Source organism: Acinetobacter sp. 228, from assembly GCF_048147885.1.
Genome location: NZ_JAYWYV010000620.1, coordinates 1 through 1019 on the forward strand (window position 1 = coordinate 1; position 1019 = coordinate 1019).

1 protein-coding gene is annotated in these 1019 nt (G+C 38.4%); it reads left to right on the plus strand.

Annotation, left to right across the window (positions count from 1 at the left end):
• A partial coding sequence (locus tag VXQ92_RS21355; protein ID WP_416683105.1) for a glutathionylspermidine synthase family protein occupies positions 1-751 on the plus strand: 751 nt, incomplete at its 5' end.
• Positions 752-1019 lie beyond the last annotated feature (268 nt).

Sequence of the window (1019 nt, forward strand, 5' to 3'; positions counted from 1 at the left end):
AGAACAAGTCTTGGGCATTGCAAACCGAGACCAATTCAATAGCATTCATGAAGATCTGATTAAACACTGGAAGACAATTTTACCGCGTGGTAGCCATGTGCATTTTGCTGCCTGTCAGGAAGCTGGAAGGGACGACTGGGGCAATCTCGAGTATTTGATGGATACCGCTTACCAAGCTCATCTACAAGTTTCCGAGCTTTCTATGGAGAACATAGGTTGGAACGGGCAAGATTTTGTTGATCTCCATAATCAGCCCATTCAAAACATATTTAAACTTTATCCATGGGAATGGATCTGGGAAGAAGCATTTTCTCAATATATCCACCCACAAACACAGTGGATTGAACCTTGCTGGAAAATGCTACTTTCAAATAAAGCGATTCTGGTTGAGCTTTGGAAGTGTTATCCCAATCATCCATTATTGGTCGAAACCCATACCTATGACTCGCAACAAAGTTTGTCTGGCAAATGGGTGAAAAAGCCGATTTTGGCAAGGGAAGGGGCCAATATTCGGGTTTTACAAGACGGCCATGACCAAGGCGCGGCTTCTGGTAGCTTTTATTTTGATGACTATGACAAATATGGTTATGTCGTACAGAAATGGGTAGACACCCCATTATTTTCAGGACAACTACCTACTCTTGGTTTATGGATGGTTGGACATCAATGTGCAGGCATGTCTATTCGTGAAGATTGTTATGACATCATTGGTAATGATGCCCACTTTGCAGCACATTATTTTGTCGAGTAATAAGCGAATAGAGATTTAAAAAAGCACTGTTTAGGTGTTTTTTTATTGTGCCTTCGACGCAGTCAATCAGTGCATTTTAAATATATAGCGAATAATCAATGTTGGCTTTTAAAGCTAAATTAGAACAAAAATTCAAAAATATAATGATTTAACTCCATGTATTTTAAAATTTTTATTCTGGCTTACTTTCTTAAAATTCAATATTTGCAAGATCTTTGCATCTCCAAAAAAGAAAAAAGACTATATTTTAGTGGCTCGTAAGATCCCT